The organism is Duganella sp. BJB476, assembly GCF_003416895.1.
In the GTDB taxonomy this organism is placed as follows: Bacteria; Pseudomonadota; Gammaproteobacteria; order Burkholderiales; family Burkholderiaceae_D; genus Rugamonas.
Window position 1 is genome coordinate 90,188 of the sequence record NZ_QVIO01000013.1, and the last position, 17,064, is coordinate 107,251.

Consider the following 17,064-nt stretch of genomic DNA (forward strand, 5'->3'; position numbering starts at 1 on the left):
GCATCGGCGCTTTCTGGAGCCTCGCTGATGATACGTCCCGCACTACTGCTCGCCCTTGCCGCCGCCGCTCCGCTGGCCGGCGCCGCCACCGCTTCCCCGTCGTTGACGACGATTTCGGAACGCTCCGGCTTCCAGAACACCGGCCGCTACGACGAGGTCGTCGACCTGTGCGGGCGCTTCCAGAAGACCTATCCGAAACAGCTGCGCTGCTTTGAATTCGGCCGCACGCCGGAAGGCCGTCCGATGCTAGCGCTGGCCGTCTCGCGCACCGGCGCGCTGACCGCCGAGCAGGCGAAGAAGCGCGGCGTGCCGGTGCTGCTGGTGCAGGGCGGCATCCACGCCGGCGAAATCGACGGCAAGGACGCCGGCTTCCTGGCGCTGCGCGAGGCGCTGGAGAACCAGGCCGCGCCGGGCGCGCTGGACAAGCAGGTGCTGTTGTTCGTCCCGGTGTTCAACGTCGACGGCCATGAGCGCTTCGGCAAATGGAACCGTCCGAACCAGCGCGGCCCGGTGGAAATGGGCTGGCGCACCACGGCGCAGAACTACAACCTGAACCGCGACTACGTCAAAGCCGACGCGCCGGAAATGCAGGCCATGCTGGCGCTGGTGAACGCCTGGGATCCGCTGGCCTATATCGACCTGCACGTCACCGACGGCGCCAAGTTCCAGCCCGACGTCTCGATCCAGGTCGAGCCGGTGCACGGCGGCGACGAGGAGCTGAAGCGGGCCGGCCTGGCGCTGCAGACGGCGGTGATGGCCGACCTGAAGGCGCAGGGCTCCGATCCGAAGCCGTACTACATTTCGTTCGCGGCCGACGACGACCCGAGCTCCGGCTTCGTCGACAGCATGTCGACGGCGCGCTTCTCGACCGGCTACTTCCCGATGCGTAACCGCTTCGCCATGCTGGTCGAAACCCATTCGTGGAAGGACTACCCGACCCGCGTGCGCATCACCCGCAACACCATCGTTTCGCTGCTGTCGCAGGTCGCCGCGCACGGCAAGGAATGGCAGAAGCTGACGCAGGACGCCGACGTGCGCGCCACCGCCATGGCCGGCGCCGATTTCCCGATCAGCTACCGCACCACCTTCAACGCCAAGACCATCGAGTTCCCCGGCTACGAGTACACGCGCAGCTATTCGGAAGTGTCGGGCGGCCTGATGACGCATTACGACGAGACCAAGCCGCAGATGTGGACCCTGCCGCTGCGCGACGAAGTGGTGCCGGACCTGAAGATCGCCGCGCCCAAGGGCGGCTACCTGGTGCCGCTGGCCGATGCGGCCCGCATCGGCGCCAAGCTGAAACAGCACGGCATCGCCTTCAAGGTGGTGGCGTCGGACCTGATGTCGGCCGAAGTGGAGACCTTCCGCGCGACCAAGACCAAATTCGGCGCGCAGTCGTTCGAGGGCCATCAATCGCTGGCGGTGGAAGGCGACTGGGGGCGCGAGCGCCGCGCCGTGGCGAAGGGCGCGCTGTTCGTGCCGATCGCGCAGCCGAAGGCGCGCCTGGTGATGACGATGCTGGAGCCGCGCGGCGCCGATTCGCTGCTGGCCTGGGGTGAATTCAACAACGCCTTCGAGCGCAAGGAGTACATGGAGGAGTATGTGGCGGAGGACGTGGCGCGCGGCCAGCTGGAAGCCGATCCGGCGCTGCGCGCGGAGTTCCAGAAAAAGCTCGACAGCGACGCGGAGTTCAACAAGAGCCAGGCCAAGCGGCTGGAGTTCTTCGCGCGCCGCCACGCATCGTGGGATGAGCGCTACAACCTGTATCCGGTGATGCGCACGGCGCTGAAGTACTAAACCGCAGGTGTGCCACCGCCGTTGGTCTTGGCGGTGGCTTCTTCCATCTTCTGCTTCAGGATCGCGTTCACCTTGGCCATGATCGCCGCCTGTTCCTGCGGCGACTTGGCCGCCAGCGACTGCGGCGTCTCGCCCAGGCTTTTCAGGATCATTTCCATCATCCGTCCGGCCGGCGATTTCTTCATGTAGGTGTCCAGCTCCTGCGCGGCGGTGGGCTGCTTCGCCGCTTCCAGCGCCGCCTTGAAGTCGGCGCCGCCGGCGGGTTTTTTGTGCGCGGCGAAGGCCGCCGCGCTGGCGTCGCCGAGCGCCTTGGTGTTGATTTTCATCGTGGTTTTCCCTGATAGTGGTTATTTGCGCAATATAGCGTAATTTGCACTAGCAGGGGGAGCGGAGAAGACCGGTGGCCGTTCAGCCCTGTTGCAGCGGGATGATGCCGGGCACGGTGGTCGGCGTCGAACACGGCTCTTCGTCGAAGGCGATGTCGCCCAGCGGATTGGCCTGGCCGTCGGCCTTGATGTCCTTGAAGCCGAACAGGTCGCGGTCCATCAGGTGCGACGGCACCACCGTCGACAGCGACGAGAAGATGCTCTCCACGCGGCCGGGGAATTTCTTTTCCCATTCGCGCATCAGGCCCTTGATCTGCTTGCGCTGCAGGTTTTCCTGCGAGCCGCACAGGTCGCACGGGATGATGGGGAAGCCCTTGACCGCGGCATAGCGCTCGCTGTCTTCTTCCTTCACGTACGCCATCGGGCGGATCACCATGTGCTTGCCATCGTCCGACACCAGCTTGGCCGGCATGCCTTTGATTTTCCCGCCGAAGAACATATTCAGGAAGAAGGTCTCGAGGATGTCGTCGCGGTGGTGGCCCAGGGCGATCTTGTTGCAGCCCAGTTCATCGGCCACGCGGTACAGGATGCCGCGGCGCAGGCGCGAGCACAGCGAGCAGGTGGTCTTGCCTTCCGGGATCAGGCGCTTGACGATGCTGTAGGTGTCCTGGTTCTCGATGTGGAACGGGATGCCAAGTTCCTTCAGGTAGGCCGGCAGGATGTGGTCGGGGAAGTTGGGCTGCTTCTGGTCCAGGTTGACGGCGATGATCTCGAAGTCGATCGGTGCGCGTTCGCGCAGCGTCATCAGGATGTCCAGCAGCGCGTAGCTGTCCTTGCCGCCGGACAGGCAGACCATGACCTTGTCGCCTTCTTCGATCATGTTGAAATCGCCGATGGCCTGGCCGACCAGGCGGCACAGGCGCTTGTGCAGCTTGTTGTTTTCCAGCGCGATCTTCTCGGCGGATTTGCCGGTAGATGCCGCTACGTTGTCGAGTACTGCGTTCATACGGATTCCTTCTTGATCTTGAATACTTCCACGCCCACGCCTTCGCAGTCCGGATAGACGTCCGGCTTCATGGTCGATACGCGGGCCGCGCGCACGCGCGGGTGTTCCAGCATGGCGCTGACGATGTCGTCGCACAGGCTCTCTTGCAGGTGGACGTGGCCGCGCGCCATCAGCTTGGCGATGGAGTCGCGCATGAAGTCGTAGTCCACCACTTCTTCCAGCTGGTCCTTGACCGGGGTCGAGACGGCCAGCGGGATGTACAGGTCGACGTTGATCAGCAAACGCTGCTCGCCCTTTTTCTCGAACTCATAGACGCCGATGTTGATCAGCACTTCGTAATTGCGCAGGAACAGGCGGCGGCAGTCGTTCAGTTGCGGGTGGATCAGGGCGGACAGCATAGGATTACCTTTTTTCGATTGTATTCATTTAGCCAAAAACATCACGTCGCGCGGCAGCGGCATCAGGTGCTGGCCGCCGTCGACCAGCAGCGTGGTGCCGGTCAGCGCGCGCGCCGTGGCAGCGTAGACCACGCTGTCGGCGATATCTTCCGGGGTGCTGGAGCGGCCCAGCGGGGTTTGCCGGTGCGCTTGGGCGAAGCCGGCTTCGGTCTGGTCGCCGGACACCATGGTGATGCCGGGCGCGATGCCGACCACCCGCACCGCCGGCGCCAGCTGCTGCGCCAGCATCGTGGTGGCGGCATGCAGCGCCGCCTTGGACAGGGTGTACGACAAAAAATCAGGATTGAGATTGTACAGTTTTTGGTCGAGCAGGTTGATGACGACCCCTTGCGCATCGCCACCATCGGCTGCCAGGGCCGTGTGCAGCGCCTGCGCCAGGATCACCGGCGCGGCGACGTTGGCGCGCATGTGGGCGTCCAGGCGGCCGGCGGTGAAGTCGGCGGCGCTGTCGTAGTCGAACAGCGAAGCGTTGTTGACCACGCAGCGCACCGCGCCCAGCGCGGCCACCGCCTGCGGCAGCAGCGCGCGCACGGCCGCTTCGTCGGCCAGGTCGCAGGGCAGGGCGACGGCGCGCCGGCCCAGCGCCTCGATGGCGGCCACCACTTCGCGCGCCTCGGCTTCGGACGCGCGGTAGTGCACCGCCACGTCCCAGCCGGCGCGCGCCAGGCCGAGCGCGATGGCGCGGCCGATGCGGCGGCCGGCGCCGGTTACGAGCGCCACGGGCGCGCGCGCGCCGGCTGATCTGTGTTCTGCTGTCGTCATGTGCTGTCTGAATGTCAAAATGGCGGCCCGGCGCGCCGATTCGCTACAATGCCGGTTATGTCCCTACCTGTACCTTCCAGTGACGCGCTGGCCGCGTCCCACGCCCTGTCGCACCTGATCGCCGCCGAAATCGCGCGCAACGACGGTGCCATCTCCTTCGCCCGCTATATGGAACTGGCCCTGTACGCCCCCGATCTGGGCTACTACAGCGGCGGCTCCGCCAAACTAGGCAAAGATGGCGATTTTACAACCGCGCCCGAACTCACGCCGCTGTTCGGCGCGGCGGTGGCGCAGGCCGCAGCCGCTATTATCGCCCAAAGCGCGCCGCAGATCCTCGAATTCGGCGCCGGCACCGGCAAGCTGGCCTTCGACATCCTGACCGAGATGGCCGTCGCCGGGGTGGCGATCGAGCGTTATTTCATCGTCGAGCTGTCCGGCGAACTGCGCGCGCGCCAGCAGGAAAAGCTGCGCGACTTCCCCAACGTGCAGTGGCTCGATGAATTCCCCGACGCCTTCGACGGCGTGGTGGTCGGCAACGAGGTGCTCGACGCGATGCCGGTCCACCTGGTCACCAAGCACCCGCAAGGCTGGCAGGAATTGCAGGTGACGGTGCGCGACGGCCGCTTCGATTATCTCGAAACGCCGGCCAACGCCGAACTGCAGGCGCAGATCGACCTGCAGATCCAGGAGCACGACAGCCTGCCGGTCGGCTACGTGACCGAGGTGCACGGCGTGGCCTGCGGCTTCATGGCGACCTTGGCGCGCATGCTGCGCAACGGCCGCGCCAATGCCGCCTTCCTGTTCGACTACGGCTTCCCGGCGCACGAGTACTACCTGGGCCAGCGCGCCACCGGCACGCTGATGTGCCACTACCGTCACCATTCGCACCCGGACCCGTTCTACTATCCGGGCCTGCAGGACATCACCGCCCACGTCGATTTCACGGCGATGGCGCTGGCGGCGCAGGAGGCGGGCGCCGAGGTGCTGGCCTACCTGAACCAGGCCGGCTTCCTGATCGGCGCCGGCGCCGGCGACTTGCTGCTGCGCACCGATCCGTCCGACGCGGTGCGTTATCTGCCGCAGGCCAAGGCCTTGCAAAAGCTGTTGTCGCCGGCGGAGATGGGGGAATTGTTCAAGGTGCTGGTGATCGGCAAGAACGTCGTATTGCCGGACGCCATTGCCGCCCAGGACCGCAGCCACCGCCTGTAGATTAAATGTCACAGTGATCAAAACAGCAATGATAAACCTTGCTTGATCGCTGAGCCGCTGAGTCGCGGCGCGCCAGATCGGCTATGATGAATGACGCGCGCTCGCCGGACAATTATTGGAACGATGGCAAAGATACACACTCACTATGACAACCTGAAAGTGTCGCGCATGGCGCCTCAGGAAGTCATACGTGCCGCCTACAAGGCGCTCAGTCAAAAATACCACCCGGACAAAAATCCGGGTGATGAGAAGGCTGCGCGCATCATGGCCATCCTCAACAGCGCCTACGACACCTTGTCCGACGCCCAGCGCCGCAAGGAACACGACGAATGGATCGCAGCCGAGGAGTGGGAAATCGAATGGCTGGAGAGCACCCGCCACGAGGACGGCCACGGCCATCGGAGCGGCGACAAGCATCGCCACGACGGCCCGGACCGGGCTTGGAGCCCGGAGTCGGTCGACGACGCGCCGCGGCCTCGCCGTCCCGCCGCCTGGAAGTGGTGGGGCGGGCTGGCGGCCAGCCTGGCGGTGGGCTGGGTGGGCGGCGTGGCCATGGTGTCCGAACCGCAGTTGCTGTCGTCCGCGCTGGCGGCGGCCTGGGGCGGCAAGACCGACAACGGCGGCGCGCGCGCGCAGGCCCGCGTGGTCGCGCGCGATCCCAAGGCCGAGATGCGCGAAGCATGGGCCAGCACCCAGCCTTATTATCCGGAAGCGAACAGCAGCCGGCCGGCGCCGATCAAGGTGCAGGCGTTGTCGCAGGTGGTACTGCCGAATACGGCCGCCGATTGCGACAGCGAGACCCAGACCCTGGTGGCGCCCAACGGCGAGCCCTGGCCGACGCAGTCCGGCTACATGACCGGCTTCCCGGTCGGTAACCGCGGCGACGACATGCAGCTGATGCTCGACAATGCGGGCAACGCCTCGGCGGTGTTCATCAAGATCTACGATACCGAGCGCCGCTCGAACGTGCGCTACGCCTACGTGCAGGCGCACGACAAGCTGGTGGTCGACAAGCTCTCCAACGGCAAGTACGAGATCCGCTACCAGAACCTGGACGTGGGCGCCAACCAGAGCGGCTGTGCGGCGGCCAGCCGCACGGCGGCGGCCAGCACGGCCCCGGCCGCGCCGCCGATCAGCAATTAATCCGCACTAGAACTCTTCCCACTCCGAATTCATATCCGCCTTGGGCTTGGAGGCCGGCTTTGCTGCCGGCTTCGCGGCCGGACTTGCTGCGGGCTTGGCGGCGGCGGCCTGGGTGGGCGCCAGGCGCGGCGCGGCAACCGGGGCGGGTGTCCTGGCGACGGCCCCCCTGGCGACGGCCGGACGGGAAGCCGCCGGCGTTGCCGCCGCATAGCTGTCATCGAGCTTGAACACGCTGACCGAGGCCGACAGCGTGGCCGCCTCGTCCTGCATGCTTTGCGCGGCGGCGGCGGCCTGTTCGACCAGCGCGGCGTTCTGCTGCGTCATCTCGTCCATCTGCGAAATCGCCTCGTTGACCTGCTCGATGCCCATGCTCTGTTCCTGGCTGGCCGAGGTGATCTCGGCCATGATGTCGGCCACCTGCTGCACCGAGGTGACGATCAGGCCCATGGTCTGGCCGGCTTCGTCGACCACGGCGCTGCCGCCGTCGACCTTTTCCACCGAGTCGTCGATCAGCACCTTGATTTCCTTGGCGGCCGTGGCCGAGCGCTGCGCCAGGCTGCGTACTTCCGACGCCACCACTGCGAAGCCGCGTCCCTGTTCGCCGGCGCGCGCCGCTTCCACCGCCGCGTTCAGCGCCAGGATGTTGGTCTGGAACGCGATGCCGTCAATGACGCCGATGATGTCGACGATCTTGCTGGAGCTGGCCTTGATCGAACCCATGGTGTCGACCACCTGGGCCACCAGCTGGCCACCGCGCGTGGCCACCGACGACGCCGAGATCACCAGCTGGTTGGCCTGGCGGGCGTTGTCGGCGTTCTGCTTGACGGTGGAGGTCAGCTCCTCCATGGTGCTGGCGGTCTGCTCCAGCGAGCTGGCCTGCGATTCGGTGCGTCCCGACAGGTCCATATTGCCGGTGGCGATTTCGCCCGAGGCCTGGTTGATGGTGGAGGTGCTGCGCCGCACCTCGTGCACGGTGCGCGCCAGGCTGGTGTTCATGTGCTGCAGCGCGGCCAGCAGCTCGCCGGTTTCGTCGCTGGCGCGTACGTCGATGTTGGTGCTCAGGTCGCCGGCCGCCACCGATTTGGCGATCGCCACCGCCTCCTCCAGCGGGCCGGTGATCGACGCCGTGATCCACGCCGCCAGCCCGCCCGAAACGATCAGCGCCACCACGCCCAGCACGATCATCATGGTGCGCGAAAAGTCGATGTGGCCGGTGGCGACCTTGCCGCCGTCCTCGATGTCGTTCTTCTGCTGCTTGACCATGGCGCCGGTCAGCTCTTCCAGAGTGTCGAGCAGGGGGAAGGTTTCGCGGTTCATCAGCTCGGCCGCCTTGTCGCGCTCGTCCGCCTCGACCAGGTCGGCCACCTTCAGGAACGAGGTGTTGTAGCTGGCGCGCGCCGCCTGGATCTTGGCCAGCAGCGCCTTCTCGTCGGGCGTCTCGGTCAGCTGGTCCAGCGCGGTCAGCGCGGCGTCGATGGTTTTTTTGTCCTGGTCAATCCGCTCGTAGCTTTTGGCGCGCTGCACCTTGTCGCTGATGACGAACAGGGCCAGCACGCGGCGCGCATCCTCGCGCGCGGCGGCGTCGATGGTGGCGGCGGCAGAGGCGCTCGGCCAGTCGCGCTCGACGATGCCCTTGGCGCTCTGGCCGACCGCGCCGAAGCGGCCGATGGCGGTGACGATCATGATCAGCATCAGCAGCAGCACCAGGCCGAAGCCGGCGCCCAGGCGGGTCTTGATTTTATAGTCGGTCAGGTTCATTGGGGTTCCGTATTGATAGGGTCAGTTGGCGGCGGCGACGTCGGTCAGGCCCATCTCGGCGCTCGACATCAGCTTGTCGATATCGACCAGGATCAGCATGCGCTCGTCGATGGTGCCCAGGCCGATGATGTAGTCGGAATTGAAGGCGGTGCCCATCTCCGGCGCCGGCTTGAGCTGGTCGGGCGTGAGGGTGGTGACGTCCGAGACCGAATCGACCACCATGCCGACCACGCGGCCGCCGATGTTGAGGATGATGACCACGGTGAACTGGTCGTACACCGGCTCGCCCAGCTGGAACTTGATGCGCATGTCGACCACCGGGATGATGATGCCGCGCAGGTTGATCACGCCCTTGATGAACTCCGGCGCGTTGGCGATGCGGGTGACCACTTCGTAGCCGCGGATCTCCTGCACCTTGAGGATGTCGATGCCGTATTCCTCGGCGCCCAGGGTGAAGGCGAGGAACTCCCTGCCGGCGATGTCCGATGCGTTTTCTTGCATGATTATGGTCCTTGAAATATTGATCTGACCGCGCTACGCCTTGGTCGGTGTGCGCGCCGCAATCCTTACAATGACGGCGCTAGCGTATCAGAGTCGGACCGCAATGACGAGCGCGGACCAGCCGTACATGGGCGAAAAACGCACGCCTGTTGCTATCAATTTCGAAGGGGGTTGTCACAGGGGGGGAATCTGATTATGCTAGGACCAAGACAGCCACGGGCCCAGCCCCAGGAGATGTGATGACAGATTCCACCGCCGCAGACGACAACTGGCTGATCCAGGAAGACGAGGAACCAGCGCCGGTTGAAGGAGCGGGATCGCCGGACCAGCGCCTGTGGCGGGTGCTGATCGTCGACGACGACGTCGATGTCCACGCTGTCACGCGGCTGGCGCTGCGCAACGTGTCCTTCAAGGGCCGCGAGCTGGAACTGTTCTCGGCCTACAGCGGCCGCGAAGCCTACGACTTCCTGCGCGACACGCCGGACATCGCGCTGGTGCTGCTGGACGTGGTGATGGAAACCGACGACGCCGGCCTGCTGCTGGCGCGCCGCATCCGCGAGGAGCTGCACAACGCCATCGTGCGCGTGGTGCTGCGCACCGGCCAGCCGGGCCAGGCGCCCGAGCAGCGCGTCATCATCGAATACGACATCAACGACTACAAGGCCAAGACCGAGCTGACCACGCAGAAGCTGTTCACCACCGTGATCTCGGCGCTGCGCGCGTATGAAAGCCTGAACATGCTCGAGCGCAGCCGCATCGGCCTGGGCAAGATCCTGGCCGGCGCCACCAATCTCTACCAGATCCACTCGCTGCGCGAATTCGCCTCCGGCGTGCTGAACCAGGTGAGCGCCATCCTCGACGTCGGCGCCGACGGCGTGCTGTGCCTGATGCAGGGCGACACCGGCGTCACCAGCGTGGTGGCGGCCACCGGCAGCTATGCCCAGCTGAGCGAATCGGAGCTGATGCCGACCGCCCATCCGCTGTGGCCGACCATCGCCAAGGCCTTCGCCGAAAAGAAAAGCCAGTTCGACCATCCGGCCAATGTGTTGTTCATCCACACGCAGGAAAACCGCGAAGTGGCGATCTCGGTCACGCCGCCGTGGCCGCTGGCGCAGATCCAGCGCGACCTGCTGGAAGTGTTCTGCCAGCGCATCGCCGCCGCGTTCGACAACCTGTATATGTTCGGCCAGCTGCGCAAGGCGCAGGAGGCCACCGTGGTGGCGCTGGCCGACCTGGCCGAGTTCCGCGACAGCGGCACCGGCGGCCATGTGCGGCGGGTGCAGATGCTGTCGTCGTCGCTGGCCCAGCGGCTGGCCGCGCGCGGCGTCTACGCCGACGAGCTGACGCCGCAGCTGCTCGACATGATAGGCCTGGCCAGCATCCTGCACGATGTCGGCAAGGTCGCCACGCCGGACCACATCCTGCTCAAGCCGGGCATCCACACGCCGGAAGAGCGGGCCGAGATGCAGACCCACGCGGCGGTCGGCCGCACCATCCTGGAACGCGCCGCCAACATGGTCGACGGCGTCAGCTACCTGACCTACGGCGCCGAGATCGCCGGCGGCCACCACGAACACTACGACGGCAACGGTTATCCGAACCAGCTGGCCGGCAAGGATATCCCGATTTCGGCACGCATCGTCGCCGTGGTGGACGTGTTCGACTCGCTGCTGCACGAGCGTCCGTACAAGGACCCGTGGCCGCACACCGAGGTGATGACCTATATCACGGACCGCTCCGGCAAGCAGTTCGATCCGGAGGTCGTGGCCGCGCTGCTGGACCTGATCGAGCGCGATCCGACCATCGGCCACACGCCGGACTAGGCTGCCCCGCCGCGGGCGGCGTAGCAGCACGCCAGGACATGCCATGCCATCGACCCCGCTCCCGTCAGACAGCGAACTGCGCCCCGTGCGCGGCGCGCTGCTGAAAAAACTCAGCGGCGACGAGGGCATGTTCGCGCTGGGCGCGTCGGTGGCGCGGGTGGTGCAGATGGCCGACTCCGACGACCAGGGCACGCAAAACCTGGCCTACTACGTGCTGTCGGACGTGGCGCTGACGCAGAAGGTGCTGCGGCTGGCCAACACGCCGACCTACCGCGCCGCCGGCGGCACCGCCGTCACCACCATCTCGCGCGCGATTTCCCTGCTCGGCTTCGACAACGTCAAGACCACGGCGATGGCCATGCTGCTGGTCGACACGCTGGCCAACAGCAAGCACGCGAACAGCGTGCGCATCGAGCTGGAGGCGGCGCTGTGCGCCAGCCTGGTGGGCCGCGAGATGGCGCGCCTGAGCATCTACCAGGGCGCCGAGGAGGCGGCCATCGGCGCGCTGTTCAAGAACATCGGCGCGCTGGTGGTGGCTTCGCACGAGCACGGGCTGTTCCGCGAGATCGGCCTGCTGACGGCGGCCGGCAAACTGACCCAGGCGCAGGCCGCGCTGCAGGTGCTGGGCTGCAGCTATGACAGCCTGTCGGCCGCCATCCTCAACGAATGGAAGATCCCGGACGTGATCGTGCGCTCGCTGGCGCCGCTGCCGCCGGGCGCCTGCAAGCCGGCCGCCAGCCGCCAGGAGTGGATGCGGCAGGTGGTGGCGTTCAGCATGGAGACGGCGCGGCTGCTGGCGCGCCGCCTGGGCGCCGACAGCGCCGAGGGCAAGGCGCTGGAGCAGCGCTACGGCGCCGCGCTCAATCTGGACCGCGAGCGCTTGACGCAGCTGTTCACCACCGTGGCGCGCGACATGGACGGGCTGCTGGAGAGCCTGCACATGGGCGGGCACGCCGATCCCGACGACGGCGCGCCCGGCCTGCCCAGCGTGCTGGCGCAGGCGACGATGGGCGCGGACGAGGCGCCGCAGGGCAACCATGTCAGCGGCAAGCCGTACAACGCCCGCGAGCTGTTGCTGGCCGGGGTGCAGGAGGTGACGCAGATGCGCGCCGGCGGCCACGGCAAGGTCAACGACATCATCCAGGCGGTGCTGGAGACGCTGTACCGCGGCATGGGCTTCCGCTTCGCCACCGTGTGCCTGAAGGATGTGCGCACCGGCCAGTACCGGGCGCGGGTGGCGTTCGGCGAGCTGTATGCGGAGCGCCAGGCCGGCTTCGTCTTTCCCAGCGCCAGCGGCGACGACCTGTTCCACCTGGCGATGCAGAACAACGCCGACCTGATGATCGCCGACGCCAGCGCACCGAAGATCCGCGCGCTGCTGCCGGAATGGCACCGCCGCCTGTTGCCCGATGCGCGCAGCTTCATCGTGCTGCCGCTGGTGGTCAATTCAATCCAGCTCGGCTTGTTCTACGCGGACCGCGCGCTGCCGGCGCCGGAGGGCGTGCCGCCCGACGAGACCTCGCTGATCCGCGCCCTCAAGGGGCAGGTGCTGGTGGCGCTGACGCCGGCCTAGCTAGGCCGCCGCCATGCTGTCGCTGCGCACCATGGCCTCGAACTGCGCCACCGGCATCGGCCGCGCGAACAGATAGCCCTGCGCCTCGTCGCACTGCTTGGCGCTGAGGAAGTCGCGCTGGGCCTGCGTCTCGACGCCCTCAGCCACCACGCCCAGTCCCAGCGAGTGGGCCAGTGCGATGGTGGCGGCGACGATCACGGCGTCGTTCGGATCGCTCTCGATATCCTTGACGAAGCCGCGGTCGATCTTGATGCGGTCGATCTCGAACAGCTTCAGGTAGCTCAGCGAGGAATAGCCGGTGCCGAAATCGTCGATCGCCACCTTGAAGCCGCGCGAGCGCAATTCGATCAGCAGCGCGCGGCTGCGTTCCGGGTCCTGCATCGCCGCCGATTCGGTGATCTCCAGCTCCAGCAAGGCCGGGTCGATGCCGTGGGCGTCGATCAGCCGGTCCAGGTGCGGCAGCAGGCCGGCGCCGTGGCACTGGCGCGCCGACAGGTTGACCGCCAGCCGCAGGTGCGCCAGCCCCGGCGCGCGCCAGGAGGCCAGCAGGCTGCTGGCGCGTTGCAGCACCCAGTCGCCCAGCGGCAGGATCAGGCCCGACTCCTCGGCGATCGGGATGAAGCGGTCCGGCCCCACCATGCCCAGCTCCGGATGGTGCCAGCGCAGCAGCGCCTCGGCGCCGATGATGCGGCCGGACGCCAGCTCGACCTGCGGTTGCAGGTACAGCTCGAATTCGTTCTGCTCCAGCGCCTGCCACAAACGGTTCTCCAGCATCAGGCGCTCATGGGTGGCGCTGTTCATCTCGGCCGAGAAGAACTGGAAGTTGCCGCGGCCCTGGCTCTTGGCCGCGTACATGGCGGTGTCGGCGTGGCGCAGCAGGGTGCTGCCGTCCTCGCCGTCGGACGGGAACATGGCGACGCCGACGCTGGCGCCGCTGTGCACCGTCTTGCCCTGCAGGTGGTAGGGCGCGCCCAGCGATTCGACGATGCGCACCGCGATGTTGGACGCTTCGTCCGGCGTCACGCTGCCGGAGGTGACGACGATGAATTCGTCGCCGCCCAGGCGGGCGATGGTGTCGACTTCGCGCAGCAGTTCCTGCAGGCGCTGGGCCACGGCGATCAGCAGCAGGTCGCCGGTCTGGTGGCCGTGGGTGTCGTTGATCTTCTTGAAGTGATCGAGGTCGATGAACAGCACGGCCGCCGCGCCGCCGCCGCGGCGGGTCTGCGCCAGCAGTTGGTCCAGACGCAGGTTCAGCGACAGGCGGTTGTCGAGGCCGGTCAGGGTGTCGTGGTGGGCCAGGCGGTGGATGCGTTCCTGCGCCAGTTGCTGCGCCGTCAGGTCGTGCAGGATGGCGACGAACAGGTGCTCGTCGGGCAGCTCCACTTCGCTGACCGACATCGCCAGCGGGAATTCGTTGCCGTCGCTGCGCCAGCCGGTCAGCTCGTATTCGTGGGTGACGCCGCAGGCGATCATGCGCAGCAGGCCGGCCGCGTCGAGGCCGGCGGCGTCGCCGACGCCGACCGGGATCAGGCGGTCCAGCGGCAGCTTGGTCATATTCTCCGGCGCGTAGCCGAACAGGCGGCCGGCGGCGGCGTTGGCCGACATCAGCAGGCCGTCGCCGTCGATGGTGAGGATGGCGTCGGCCGCCTTGTTGAGGATGGCCTGCAGGCGCGCTTCGCGTTCGCGCAGGCGCGCCGTGCTGTCCTTGACCTGGGCCTGGATGCGCGCGCGTTCGCCGCTGATCAGCATCATCAAGGTGCCCAAGAGGCCAGTCAGCAGCAGGCCGCAGGTCAGCACGGTCCAGCTTTGCCAGCCGCGCTGCTGCTGCAGGTAGGCCGGGGTCGGCGCCAGCGTCAGCTCGTAGATGCGGCCGCCGAAGTGCAGCTGGCGCTGGAAGTCGCCCGGCTCCGGTGCGCGTTGCAGGCTGTCGCGCACCAGGTGGCGCGGGCCGTCGTCGTCCATGTCCTCGAAGCGCATCAGGAAGTGGCCGAACTCGGAACGCTTGAGCGCCTGGTCCAGGTAGGCGTCGAACTGCATCGAGATCAGCAGCGAGCCGATGGCCTGGTGGCGATTGTTGTTGGGGTAGACAGTTTGCAGCAATAGCAAGCCGGAGCTGGCCTGCGCGCGTATCAGTTGCAGCGGCGCAGTGGCGGTCGGCTGGCCGGACTGGATGGCGCGCTCCAGCGCGGTGCGGCGCTGCGGATCGGACAGGAAGTCCAGGCCCTGGTAGACGCGGTTTTCCGCCGGCTCGATGTAGGTGGCGACGAAGTAGCGCTGGCGCGCGGCGGCGGAGGTGAGGGCGCCGTCGGCGTTGCGCTGGCGGATTTCGAAGCCGGGCGCGATCTGGGCGCGGCCCCAGGTTTCGAAGGCGGCGCGTTCGTCGCCGGCCACCGGCGTCAGCCAGGCCATCGACAGCAGCTCGGGGCGCTGGTCCAGGTAGCCGTGCGCCAGGTTGCCGAAGTCCTCGGCGCTGAGCGTGCGGCGCGGGTCGTTGAGCGCCTTGGCCATGGCGTAGATGAAGCGCTCGTGCTCGCTGAACTGCGCCTGCAGCAGGTCGCCGGTCTGCTGCGCCTTGAGGCGGAAGGCCTGCAGCTGCTGGTTGTTCTCCCAGCGGTCGGCCTGCAGGTAGATGGCGATGAAGGCCGCCGCCGACAGCAGCAGCGGCAGGCCGACCAGCAGGCGGCGGCGCGACCACAGCGCGCGCGGGCGGCCGATGACGATCCAGGTCAGCGGCGCCGCCAGCAGGATGCCGATGGTGTCGCCCATCCACCAGGCCAGCCAGTCGAGGATGAGGGTGTCCCAGCGCAGGATGCCGAGCAGGCCCATGCCGGTCAGCGAGACGGTGCTGCTGATGACGGTGACGCCGGCCGCCAGCAGGATGAAGCGCACCACGTCGCGGCCGGAGCCGATGGCGGGGTCGATGTAGCGGCGGAACAGGGTGCTGCCGGCCCACGCTTGCAGCGAGGCGCCCAGCGCCGGGAAGCAGGCGCCGGCCAGCGCGGTGGCGCTGATGCCGCCGGGACTGAGGAAGGGGTAGATCAGGTTGACCGTCAGCGAGCCCAGCGCCACGGCCGGCAGCAGGCGGGCGCCGCCGAGCACGCAGCAGGCCAGCGCCAGGCCGGCCGGCAGGAAGATCGGCGAGGCGTAGCCGGGCGGCAGCGCCAGCAGCAGGCCGAGACGTCCGGCGATGAAGTAACAGGCCATCAGGCCCACATTGGCCAGCACCAGGCTGCGCAAACTACCGCTACGGTTGTTCAACTGCGGGGCTCCAGGTCTCAGTATCGTGGGCCGATTGTATAGGAATTCGTTCAACGTAAAAACAACACTTGCACATTTGCAGTTGGTGCAGTTAAAATCTCGCCCCGAAGCAGACGGTTCATCTTCATGGCGCGAATGAGTAAGTAAAAAGCGCGATGCAGGGTTGACAGGTCAAGGAAGTTGCTTCATACTCTGCGGTTCCTCGCGGAGGGGTGGCCGAGTGGTTAAAGGCGACAGACTGTAAATCTGTTCTTTCGAGTACGCTGGTTCGAATCCAGCCCCCTCCACCAAGTTTTTGCAAAAAGACTGGGTAACGCAAGTAGATGAAGAAGAATTGAACAATCCTCGCGGGTGTAGCTCAATGGTAGAGCAGAAGCCTTCCAAGCTTACGACGAGGGTTCGATTCCCTTCACCCGCTCCAGTATTGTTGCAATGCAGTAGTACCCCATAAGCCCTTTTAGCTCAGTGGTAGAGCACTCCCTTGGTAAGGGAGAGGCCACGTGTTCAATCCACGTAAAGGGCACCAGAATTCGCAGTATCCCGCAGTACCGGCAGCATATTTAAAAATATACGCAGCACTATCAAGACAGTCGGGCGTACGCCCAGGCAATCACACCAAATCGTTAGGAGTCTAAAATGGCAAAAGAGAAATTCGAGCGGACCAAGCCGCACGTTAACGTCGGCACCATCGGCCACGTCGACCACGGCAAGACCACCCTGACCGCTGCGATCGCAACTGTTCTGTCGAAGAAATTCGGCGGCGAAGCTAAAGCATACGACCAGATCGATGCTGCTCCAGAAGAAAAAGCACGCGGCATTACCATCAACACCGCGCACGTCGAGTACGAAACCGCTACCCGTCACTACGCTCACGTTGATTGCCCAGGCCACGCCGACTACATCAAAAACATGATTACCGGTGCAGCGCAGATGGACGGCGCGATCCTGGTTTGCTCCGCAGCCGACGGCCCAATGCCACAGACCCGTGAGCACATCCTGCTGGCCCGTCAAGTTGGCGTTCCATACATCGTCGTGTTCCTGAACAAGTGCGATCTGGTCGATGACGAAGAGTTGCTGGAACTGGTTGAAATGGAAGTTCGCGAGCTGTTGTCGAAGTACGAATTCCCAGGCGACGACCTGCCTATCATCAAAGGTTCGGCACGTAAAGCGCTGGACGGCGACACCGGTCCTCTGGGCGAAGTAGCCATCATGGCTCTGGCCGACGCACTGGACAGCTACATCCCTACGCCAGAGCGCGCAGTGGACGGCGCCTTCCTGATGCCAGTGGAAGACGTGTTCTCGATCTCGGGTCGCGGTACCGTGGTTACCGGTCGTATCGAGCGCGGCATCATCAAGGTCGGCGAAGAGATCGAAATCGTTGGTATCACCGACACCGTCAAAACCATCTGCACCGGCGTGGAAATGTTCCGCAAGCTGCTGGACCAGGGTA

At 66.1% G+C, this 17,064-nt stretch carries 13 protein-coding genes and 3 tRNA genes; 9 read left to right on the forward strand and 7 right to left on the reverse strand.

Annotated features, from left to right (window positions below):
• Nucleotides 1-27 precede the first annotated feature (27 nt).
• Entirely contained in the window at nucleotides 28-1,797 is a 1,770-nt protein-coding gene (locus D0T21_RS30600; RefSeq protein ID WP_116993762.1) for a M14 family metallopeptidase, read from the forward strand.
• On the opposite strand, the gene D0T21_RS30605 is transcribed toward D0T21_RS30600, so the two are convergent.
• From D0T21_RS30605 to D0T21_RS30620, 4 genes are all read right to left on the reverse strand, one after another.
• Nucleotides 1,794-2,123, reverse strand: a complete 330-nt coding sequence (locus D0T21_RS30605) for a hypothetical protein (RefSeq protein WP_116993763.1) — start codon at nucleotides 2,121-2,123, stop codon at nucleotides 1,794-1,796. The two genes, D0T21_RS30600 and D0T21_RS30605, sit on opposite strands and share 4 nt — an antisense overlap.
• A gap of 82 nt (nucleotides 2,124-2,205) precedes the next feature.
• Entirely contained in the window at nucleotides 2,206-3,129 is a 924-nt protein-coding gene (gene ttcA, locus D0T21_RS30610) for a tRNA 2-thiocytidine(32) synthetase TtcA (protein WP_116993764.1), read from the reverse strand.
• Entirely contained in the window at nucleotides 3,126-3,527 is a 402-nt protein-coding gene (locus tag D0T21_RS30615; protein WP_116993765.1) for a dihydroneopterin aldolase, read from the reverse strand. Before D0T21_RS30615 ends, ttcA begins: the two co-directional genes overlap by 4 nt.
• A gap of 24 nt (nucleotides 3,528-3,551) precedes the next feature.
• The gene (locus D0T21_RS30620; protein ID WP_116993766.1) at nucleotides 3,552-4,349 is read right to left on the reverse strand and encodes an SDR family oxidoreductase; all 798 of its coding nucleotides are present in this window, start codon (nucleotides 4,347-4,349) and stop codon (nucleotides 3,552-3,554) included.
• A 57-nt stretch (nucleotides 4,350-4,406) separates the two neighbouring features.
• Between D0T21_RS30620 and D0T21_RS30625 the strand changes: the two genes are divergently transcribed.
• Both D0T21_RS30625 and D0T21_RS30630 read left to right on the forward strand, forming a co-directional pair.
• Nucleotides 4,407-5,558 carry a class I SAM-dependent methyltransferase gene (locus D0T21_RS30625; protein ID WP_116993767.1) on the forward strand — a complete coding sequence of 384 codons (1,152 nt, stop codon included), beginning with the start codon at nucleotides 4,407-4,409 and terminating at the stop codon, nucleotides 5,556-5,558.
• Nucleotides 5,559-5,681: 123 nt separating this feature from the next.
• Nucleotides 5,682-6,701 carry a J domain-containing protein gene (locus tag D0T21_RS30630; RefSeq protein WP_116993768.1) on the forward strand — a complete coding sequence of 340 codons (1,020 nt, stop codon included), beginning with the start codon at nucleotides 5,682-5,684 and terminating at the stop codon, nucleotides 6,699-6,701.
• Between the two features lie 6 nt (nucleotides 6,702-6,707).
• Here D0T21_RS30630 and D0T21_RS30635 read toward each other — a convergent pair whose 3' ends face one another.
• Nucleotides 6,708-8,459 (reverse strand): methyl-accepting chemotaxis protein, encoded by a 1,752-nt coding sequence (locus D0T21_RS30635; protein ID WP_116993769.1) that lies wholly within the window; start codon nucleotides 8,457-8,459, stop codon nucleotides 6,708-6,710.
• Between the two features lie 21 nt (nucleotides 8,460-8,480).
• Complete coding sequence (locus D0T21_RS30640; RefSeq protein WP_116993770.1) at nucleotides 8,481-8,960, reverse strand: chemotaxis protein CheW; 480 nt, start codon at nucleotides 8,958-8,960, stop codon at nucleotides 8,481-8,483.
• A gap of 239 nt (nucleotides 8,961-9,199) precedes the next feature.
• On the opposite strand from D0T21_RS30640, the gene D0T21_RS30645 reads away from it, so the two are divergent.
• A complete protein-coding gene (locus tag D0T21_RS30645) occupies nucleotides 9,200-10,783 on the forward strand; it encodes a DUF3369 domain-containing protein (RefSeq protein ID WP_116993771.1) in 1,584 nt (527 codons plus the stop codon).
• A gap of 43 nt (nucleotides 10,784-10,826) precedes the next feature.
• Nucleotides 10,827-12,356, forward strand: coding sequence for an HDOD domain-containing protein (locus D0T21_RS30650; protein WP_116993772.1), 1,530 nt, complete (start codon nucleotides 10,827-10,829; stop codon nucleotides 12,354-12,356).
• Here the strand turns inward: D0T21_RS30650 and D0T21_RS30655 are convergent, their stop codons facing one another.
• A complete protein-coding gene (locus D0T21_RS30655) occupies nucleotides 12,357-15,614 on the reverse strand; it encodes an EAL domain-containing protein (protein WP_116993773.1) in 3,258 nt (1,085 codons plus the stop codon).
• Between the two features lie 206 nt (nucleotides 15,615-15,820).
• Here D0T21_RS30655 and D0T21_RS30660 point away from each other — a divergent pair.
• The 4 genes from D0T21_RS30660 to D0T21_RS30675 all read left to right on the forward strand — a co-directional run.
• Nucleotides 15,821-15,904, forward strand: a tRNA-Tyr gene (locus D0T21_RS30660).
• A 57-nt stretch (nucleotides 15,905-15,961) separates the two neighbouring features.
• Nucleotides 15,962-16,035: transfer RNA gene (locus D0T21_RS30665), tRNA-Gly, on the forward strand.
• 30 nt (nucleotides 16,036-16,065) lie between these two features.
• Nucleotides 16,066-16,140: transfer RNA gene (locus D0T21_RS30670), tRNA-Thr, on the forward strand.
• Nucleotides 16,141-16,250: 110 nt separating this feature from the next.
• Nucleotides 16,251-17,064: elongation factor Tu (locus D0T21_RS30675; protein ID WP_116993774.1), on the forward strand; the 814-nt coding region annotated here is incomplete at its 3' end.

Coding starts and splice junctions, on each gene's coding strand:
- D0T21_RS30645 (WP_116993771.1), top strand. CDS start 9,200: ATGACAGATTCCACCGCCGCAGACGACAACTGGCTGATCCAGGAAGAC.
- D0T21_RS30625 (WP_116993767.1), top strand. CDS start 4,407: ATGTCCCTACCTGTACCTTCCAGTGACGCGCTGGCCGCGTCCCACGCC.
- D0T21_RS30615 (WP_116993765.1), bottom strand. CDS start 3,527: ATGCTGTCCGCCCTGATCCACCCGCAACTGAACGACTGCCGCCGCCTG.
- D0T21_RS30620 (WP_116993766.1), bottom strand. CDS start 4,349: ATGACGACAGCAGAACACAGATCAGCCGGCGCGCGCGCGCCCGTGGCG.
- D0T21_RS30600 (WP_116993762.1), top strand. CDS start 28: ATGATACGTCCCGCACTACTGCTCGCCCTTGCCGCCGCCGCTCCGCTG.
- D0T21_RS30605 (WP_116993763.1), bottom strand. CDS start 2,123: ATGAAAATCAACACCAAGGCGCTCGGCGACGCCAGCGCGGCGGCCTTC.
- D0T21_RS30630 (WP_116993768.1), top strand. CDS start 5,682: ATGGCAAAGATACACACTCACTATGACAACCTGAAAGTGTCGCGCATG.
- D0T21_RS30650 (WP_116993772.1), top strand. CDS start 10,827: ATGCCATCGACCCCGCTCCCGTCAGACAGCGAACTGCGCCCCGTGCGC.
- D0T21_RS30640 (WP_116993770.1), bottom strand. CDS start 8,960: ATGCAAGAAAACGCATCGGACATCGCCGGCAGGGAGTTCCTCGCCTTC.
- D0T21_RS30635 (WP_116993769.1), bottom strand. CDS start 8,459: ATGAACCTGACCGACTATAAAATCAAGACCCGCCTGGGCGCCGGCTTC.
- ttcA (WP_116993764.1), bottom strand. CDS start 3,129: ATGAACGCAGTACTCGACAACGTAGCGGCATCTACCGGCAAATCCGCC.